Here is a 7,049-nt window from a genome sequence, read left to right as displayed (position 1 = left end):
TTACTATTGTATCATAGGAGGCTTTATTACACATTCTACAACGTCACTACTACACTATTCGCCCCAGCATAGCTGGGGGATTAGCTCTTTCATTTAAACAGCTCCCTGCTGTCCAGCATCAGTGTGAAGGGCCCGTCGTTCACCAGGGATACCTTCATATCTGCGCCGAATCTTCCATGCTCCACCCTATCCACATGGGTCCGGCACCGGTCCATGAAATATTCATAAAGCCGGTCTGCCTCTGCCGGCGCTCCCGCTCCGATGAAGCTGGGACGGTTTCCCTTCCGGCAGTCTGCATACAGGGTGAACTGGCTCACCACCAGCACCTCCCCTCCCACATCCTTTAAGGACAGGTTGGTCTTTCCATTTTCATCCTCAAAGATCCTTAATTTACAGATCTTATCTGCCATTTTATCTGCGACGGCCTCGTCGTCCTCGTCGGATACGCCAAGGAGGATAAAAAATCCCTTTCCAATGGATCCGATCACCTCCCCGTCCACGCGGACGGACGCTTCCGTAACTCTCTGAAGTACAGCCTTCATGCCTTTCCTCCGTTTTCCGGTTCCGTGCCCTGTCCCGCCTTCTGTCCTTCCACGATCTCCCGCGCCCGCTGGGCCTGCTGCCTGGCCTCCTCCTGGAGACGCTCTTCCTCCAGCTTCTTTTCGGCCTCTTCTCTCCGGGTCCGGCCGATCTCCATGATCGCCTGGTTCAGGGAAAATATTTTTGCATCCAGCATATCCACCATATCGGCGCAGGCCTTCAGCTCTGTTTCCAGATAATCCGGCGGGTTTCCTTCAAATTTATATGCGATCTTGTGCTCCAGGGAAGCCCAGAAATCCATTGCAATGGTGCGGATCTGGATCTCGACCTTTGTATCCATCTTTCCATCGGTCAGATATACCGGGATCGTCACCACCATATGATAGCTCTTGTAGCCGTTGGATTTGGGATACTTGATGTAGTCCTTCACATGGAGCACCGTGATATCTGCCTGCCGGGCGATCATATCCGCAATGGGATAGATATCCGACATGAATGAGCAGATGATCCGGATCCCTGCGATATCGTTTAAGTATTCCACCATATTATCGATGGTAACGTCAATGCCGTCGTTCTGAAGCTTTTTCACAATACTGGACGGCGTTTTCAGCCGGGATGTGATATGTTCGATGGGGTTATAATTATACAACTGGATGAACTCATTGTTCAGGATCTCGATCTTGGTGTTGATCGATTTCAGCGCAGAGCTGTATAAAAACATGGTCGTTTTCCACTGGTCCACCTGTTCAAAGGATTTTGGATCTTTTGTCATACTGCTGCCCCCTCTCTGCACAGGGCAGGAAACTGCTTCCTATTTTCTTATATTCTGTTTCCTGGTCTTATAACTTGATATTCTTTAAAAGAGCGGCAAGGCCTGTGCTTGCCTGGCCTTCTTCTTTATAATCGTAGGTGCTGTGGGATTCAGCCTCTGCCGTTTCCTCTGCCAGTACCTTCATGCTGAGGCTGATCTTATTGTCAGCGGTGGAAAGGATCTTCACCCTTACCTCCTGGCCTTCCTTTAAGACAGCTCCCGGATGCTTGATCCTCTGGGTGCTGATCTGGGAGATATGGAGCAGACCTGTGAGGCCGTTCTCCAGGGCCACGAAGGCGCCATAGGGCTTTATGGTCTCCACTGTACCATTCATAACGGCTCCCACCTCACACTTTTCGATCTTCCTGTTTGTTTCCGCCTGTTTTTTCTCCCGGGCCGGTTCCCGTCCCGAAAGCACCAGGCGGCGTTCCTCCTCATCAGCAGTGATCACCGTCACCTCAATGGTCTTTCCATCCCACTCCTTTAAGTCCTCCACATACTCGTCGGACAGACGGGACGCGGGGATAAAGCCGCGGATCCCCTCCAGATACGCAACGGCTCCGGCATTGACCACCTCGCTGATCTTTACCTTAACAACGGTACGCTCCTCCATCAGCTTCTTTAATTTATCCCAGGCCAGGACTGCGTTGGCCTCTTTCTTTGAAAGGACCATATTTCCTTCGCCGTCGTTGGTAGCCATCACCGTTGCGGTGATCTCATCTCCGGGGTGGACCGCTTCCTGCATATTAAAATCCGGATCCTCGCTCAGATCCTCTTTCCGGATCACTCCGTCCGCGTAGGTCTTAAGGTCCACGATCACCTGGTCCTCGGTCACGTCGATCACTGTACCTGTGACCACGTCGCCCACTCGTATTTTCTTAAAGGAGGCTTCCAGCTCTTCCCTGAAATCGTCCATTGTTTCCATACTGTTACCTTCTTTCTTCTTATCTGCATGCGCCGCAGGCGGTCCTCCTTCCGGCCGGCCGGATACTGCGCTACTTCTATTTAATCATACTTTGTCTTATATTTCCAGTGTTTTAAGAGATAAAATTGTGCGGAATACACAAAATGGCCGCAGAGTGCCGCCACTCCACAGCCATTTTATCTTTTCAGTATCCGCTCTGTTCTGTCTCGGGCTACTTTTTCAGCAGCTTTTCCACGTCCTTCCAGAGCTTTTTTACCTCTTCCTGATCCTCCAGCCGGTCTTTCTGGATCCGGATGATATTCTCCAGAGCCGCATTGGCTCCCTCCGCATTCAGCTTCTTATCACAGGTCTTTTTCGCCTTTGTATACGGATCCATACTCTCCTGGTCCTTTTCCTGGTCCTCCTGGAGCTTCTGGATCTTATCCACCAGCTTTTTCGCCTCTTCGGGTTTGTTTTCTGCTTCCAGCCAGTTTAAAAGGGACTCCTTGTTCTCTGCGCTGATCTTATCCAGTGCGATACTGCCCTTTAACATCTCTTTCATATTATCGGCAGTCGCATCCTCGTATTTTACCTGTTCCTCATCCGTCTCCGCTGCGAATCCGGTGACAGGAACAGAAAGAAGGCAGAGCAACAGGCTGAAAATAAAGAATATCCTTTTCATTCCGCTTCCTCCTTTATATGTTCCATAGTATCACATTTCTGTCCTCTCGTCTGGGGCAAAGCTGCGGCAATCCTGCGGCAGTGTGATCTCAAATTCTGCGCCCTTCTGTGTGTCTGCCGCACGCACGCTGCCGCCCATGTACTCCAGGGAGCACCTTGCAATGGCCAGACCCAGTCCATGGTTTCCGCCCTTGCCCTTGTAGAACCGGTCAAACAGATGCTCCGTACCGCCCTCTGGAAACCCAGGCCCGTCGTCGGTCACCGTAATAAGGATATCTCCCTCCTTTTCCCGCACCGCCACAGCCACCTGGGTCCCGGCATACCGGATACAGTTGGACATCACATTGGAGAACGCCCGCTCCAGGAGCATGGCGTCAGTAATGATCTTATGCTCCTCCCCCGGCCGAAATACCAGCTTTATGTTTTTTGAGTAGGCAAAGCCCTCCAGACACTCCAGCCGCTCTTCGATGAAGCCGTTGACTGCCAGCTCCACCGGAACCACCTGGTATCTGAGCTGGTCCATCCTGGTCAGCGTAAGGATCCCGTCCACTACCTCTGTGAGCCGGGTGCTCTCATCCAGGATCACGGAGGCCGCCTGGGCCACATCCTCAAATACCCCGCACTGGATCCCCTGGGCATAGCCGCTGATGGACATGAGCGGCGTCCGGAGCTCATGGGAAGCGTTCTGGAAAAATGTGCGCTCCGCCTGGTCTGCCTGGGCCAGCTTCTCCTGCATATGGTTGATCTCGCCCTCCAGCTCGCACAGCTCCTTCACCGTGGCCCCGGTCTCCACTCTCTTGAATTTTTTCTCACCGATCCCCCTGGCGGCTTCACAGAGCCGCTGGACCGGTACGGAAATACTGCCGGCCACCAGCCAGAATAAGGCGATGGCAGCGGCGGCGATGACGCTCATGGTCAGAAGCACCACCCGTGTGATCTGATCCATCATGGCCGTTGTGTCATGGACCGGACAGTACAGGAGGATGTGGCGCACCTTCTGGTCCTTTTCCCGTTCTGAAGGCGTCACATACTTATAATATAGAAGATATTCCTTTTCCTCTATGGTCTCCTCCAGGATCTTATCCTGCTCCCAGAAGCTTTCATCATCTGTGGCCGCATTCAGAAAGGCCGAGTAGATCTGGGACATATCCGCCTGGTCGTCAAAGTTTTTTGGATATACCACCCGGTATTTCTCACTGACCACAAGCATCCGGGCCTCCCCGGCTCCGGTCTGGACCGCATCCCTCAGACGGCTTAAGACCGTATCCCCTTCTTCGCCGTCCTCCGGCTCCTCCAGGACCCCATCCACAGTCCTTACCATCGCCTCCAGGTCCCTGCGGGCGTTGAAGTTCATATGGACCTCCAGGGAATACCGGAGTGTCGCCCAGGTAGCCAGAGGAAAGCCGATCAGAAGGATCACCACCGGGAGGAAGATCTTCATGCGGATACTCAGCTTCATTCATCGCCTCCGGCCGTCAGTCTGAACCCATATCCCCATACAGTTTCAATCTTCACTGCACTGTTCTGTTCCTTCATTTTTTTCCGCAGGCGCTTCACCATATCGTCCACAGCTCTGGTATCCACCTCTTTGCTGTCCACCTTCCACAAGGCCTTTAATAAGTCATCACGGCTGGCGGCGTGCTCCGGATGCTCCAGCATATGGCGCAGGAAGTCGAATTCCAGGGGAGTCAGGGCAAACTCCTCTCCCTTAAGACTGGCAGTCCTCCTGCCCGGGAACAGGACGATGTCCCCCAGCTCCAGGTTCTCGCTGTTTTCCTCCTCCTGGCCGGAAAAAGCGTCCACCCGGCGGAACAGGGCCTTGACCCGGGTGACCAGCTCCAGCGGAAGAAACGGCTTCACCAGATAGTCGTCACTTCCCAAAGTGATCCCGGTGATCCGGTCCAGAGGAGAGTCCTTGGCCGAAACGATAATGATCGGCACATGACTCTTCTGCCGGATCCTGGTACATACGGTCAGCCCGTCCATTCCCGGCATCATCACGTCCAGGATACAGAGATCCGGCATCTGCTCCTCGCAGGCTGCCAGGATCGATTCCCCGTCCTCAAAGCATCTTACCTCAAAGCCCTCTTTTTCCAGAAAATTCTGGATCAGAAAGCAGATATTTTTTTCATCGTCAGCCACGTAGATCCGTTTTGCCATTGGCATTCCTCCTTTTTCCAGAGCCGGCTCCTCATCTGTCCATCCATCGGACACGGTACCCCTCCGGGAGAATTATACATCTGGATTTCTGCGGTAAACGCAGAAGCCACATGCGCGATGGTATAATGTCATAACAGACATTATACCATGTCTTTCGGACATGGTACCCCTCCGGGGGAATTGTGCGCCTGGATTTCTGCGGTGTACGCAGAAACCAGATGCGCGATGGTATAATGTCTGTTATCTCAGACATTATACCATTTTGGCAGTCCCTGGTAAATGGCTGCCGCAGGATTGCCGCAGAAATCGCCGCGGCAGCCCGGCTCCAAGTTGTCAGAAATCCTGCCGCCATTCACTGGCAGGCTAGTAAACAGCCTCATCCGCAGGCCTATTGAAAGCCGATTGAAAGTTTCATCTTATTATTTACTTAACATGGATCTGGTTTTATAATAGATTCTATAATGTGTACAGAAAGGACGGAATATATGATGAAAGACCTGGAGTTTCTCGAACATGTCATCGACCAGAAATCCCAGATGATCCTGGACGCCAACGACAGGATCTGGGAATACGCGGAGCTTGCCTACCATGAGACCCGTTCTGCGGACCTTCTCTGTCAGATCCTGAAGGACGAAGGCTTTTCAGTCACCACTGGAGACGCTGGGATCCCCACCTGCTTCACAGGAACCTTCTCCTACGGCTCCGGAAAGCCGGTCATGGGCATCCTGGGGGAATATGACGCCCTCTCCTCCCTGAGCCAGAAGGCCGCTTCTCCCCGGAAGGAGCCGGTGGAAGCCGGAGCGCCCGGCCATGGCTGCGGACACAGCGCCCTGGGCACCGGTTCCCTGGCCGCCGTACTGGCTGTAAAGGAATATCTGGTGGAAAATAAAAAGGACGGCACCATCATCTACTTCGGCTGCCCCGCCGAGGAAGGCGCCGGATCCAAGCAGTTCATGGCCCGGGCCGGGATGTTCGACAACGTGGATTTTGTATACACCTGGCATCCAGCCACCATCAACGCCGTGGAATGCAATCACAGCAACGCCATCATGGGAGCAAACTTTGAGTTTAAAGGCGTCTCCTCCCATGCCGGCGGTTCTCCCCATCTGGGCCGCAGCGCCCTGGACGCCGCGGAGCTCATGAACGTGGGCTGCAATTATCTGCGGGAGCATATGATCCCGGAGGCCAGGATCCACTACGCCTACATTGACGCAGGAGGGACCGCCCCCAACGTGGTCCAGGACCATGCCGTGATCCGCTATGAGGTCCGTTCTCCATGGGTCTCCCAGGTAAAGGATCTGTTTGAGCGTGTGAAAAACGTGGCCCGGGGCGCCTCCATTATGACCGATACCACTGTGGACTGCGAGCTGGCCATGGCCTTCACCGAATATATCCCCAACAACGCCCTGGCCGCCGTCGCCGACGAATGTATGAAGGAGGTAGGCACGCCTAAATGGGATGAGGACGACTACGCCATGGCCCGGGAATTTTTAAATACCTACCCGCCGGTGACCATGGAAAACATCAAAAGCCAGATCATCGAGGTCTTCGGTGAGGACCGGCTGGAGGAGATCCTGGAACGGCCCCTGGATTCAGAGATCCATCCCTTTAATCCCGACAAGATCAAGCTGACTGCCGGCTCCACCGATGTGGGCGATGTGGGCTATGCGGCTCCCACCCTGAATATCAACATCGCCACAGCCTGCATCGGCAATGTGGGCCATTCCTGGCAGATGGTTGCCCAGACCTGCAGCCCTCTGGCCCATAAGGGCCTTTTGACCGCCGCCAAGGTCATGGCTCTGGCCTGTGTCCGCACCATGGACCGTCCGGACGTCATCGAAGCGGCCAAAAAGGAGGTCACAAAACGCAACGGCGGCCATTACACCTGCCCGCTGCCGGACAGCGTAATGCCTCCGCTGGATACGTATTAGGATCCATTCTCACGGCCTGCGG

The 7,049-nt window shown here is 54.0% G+C and carries 7 protein-coding genes; 1 reads left to right on the top strand and 6 read right to left on the bottom strand.

The annotated features are described in order from the left end of the window. Positions 1 to 89: 89 nt before the first annotated feature. From dtd to OCV69_RS13195, 6 genes are all read right to left on the bottom strand, one after another. A complete protein-coding gene (gene dtd / locus OCV69_RS13220) occupies positions 90 to 542 on the bottom strand; it encodes a D-aminoacyl-tRNA deacylase (RefSeq protein WP_022273900.1) in 453 nt (150 codons plus the stop codon). Continuing rightward, complete coding sequence (locus tag OCV69_RS13215; RefSeq protein ID WP_158359629.1) at positions 539 to 1,312, bottom strand: GTP pyrophosphokinase; 774 nt, start codon at positions 1,310 to 1,312, stop codon at positions 539 to 541. The genes dtd and OCV69_RS13215 overlap by 4 nt, the downstream gene beginning before the upstream one ends. Positions 1,313 to 1,379: 67 nt before the next feature. Continuing rightward, positions 1,380 to 2,276 (bottom strand): S1 RNA-binding domain-containing protein, encoded by an 897-nt coding sequence (locus OCV69_RS13210; RefSeq protein WP_022273898.1) that lies wholly within the window; start codon positions 2,274 to 2,276, stop codon positions 1,380 to 1,382. 211 nt (positions 2,277 to 2,487) lie between these two features. Next, complete coding sequence (locus OCV69_RS13205) at positions 2,488 to 2,937, bottom strand: hypothetical protein (RefSeq protein WP_022273897.1); 450 nt, start codon at positions 2,935 to 2,937, stop codon at positions 2,488 to 2,490. A gap of 30 nt (positions 2,938 to 2,967) precedes the next feature. Continuing rightward, positions 2,968 to 4,395 carry a sensor histidine kinase gene (locus tag OCV69_RS13200; protein ID WP_262563149.1) on the bottom strand — a complete coding sequence of 476 codons (1,428 nt, stop codon included), beginning with the start codon at positions 4,393 to 4,395 and terminating at the stop codon, positions 2,968 to 2,970. Then, a complete protein-coding gene (locus OCV69_RS13195; RefSeq protein ID WP_022273895.1) occupies positions 4,392 to 5,096 on the bottom strand; it encodes a response regulator transcription factor in 705 nt (234 codons plus the stop codon). Before OCV69_RS13195 ends, OCV69_RS13200 begins: the two co-directional genes overlap by 4 nt. A gap of 485 nt (positions 5,097 to 5,581) precedes the next feature. On the opposite strand from OCV69_RS13195, the gene OCV69_RS13190 reads away from it, so the two are divergent. Continuing rightward, positions 5,582 to 7,027: an amidohydrolase gene (locus OCV69_RS13190; RefSeq protein WP_262563148.1), complete on the top strand. Its 1,446-nt coding sequence runs from the start codon at positions 5,582 to 5,584 to the stop codon at positions 7,025 to 7,027. Positions 7,028 to 7,049 lie beyond the last annotated feature (22 nt).

Source organism: Alitiscatomonas aceti, assembly GCF_025567195.1.
In the GTDB taxonomy this organism is placed as follows: Bacteria; Bacillota; Clostridia; order Lachnospirales; family Lachnospiraceae; genus Alitiscatomonas; species Alitiscatomonas aceti.
The sequence above is the reverse complement of the archived record's forward strand: the minus strand, read 5'-3'. Positions and strand labels throughout refer to the sequence as shown.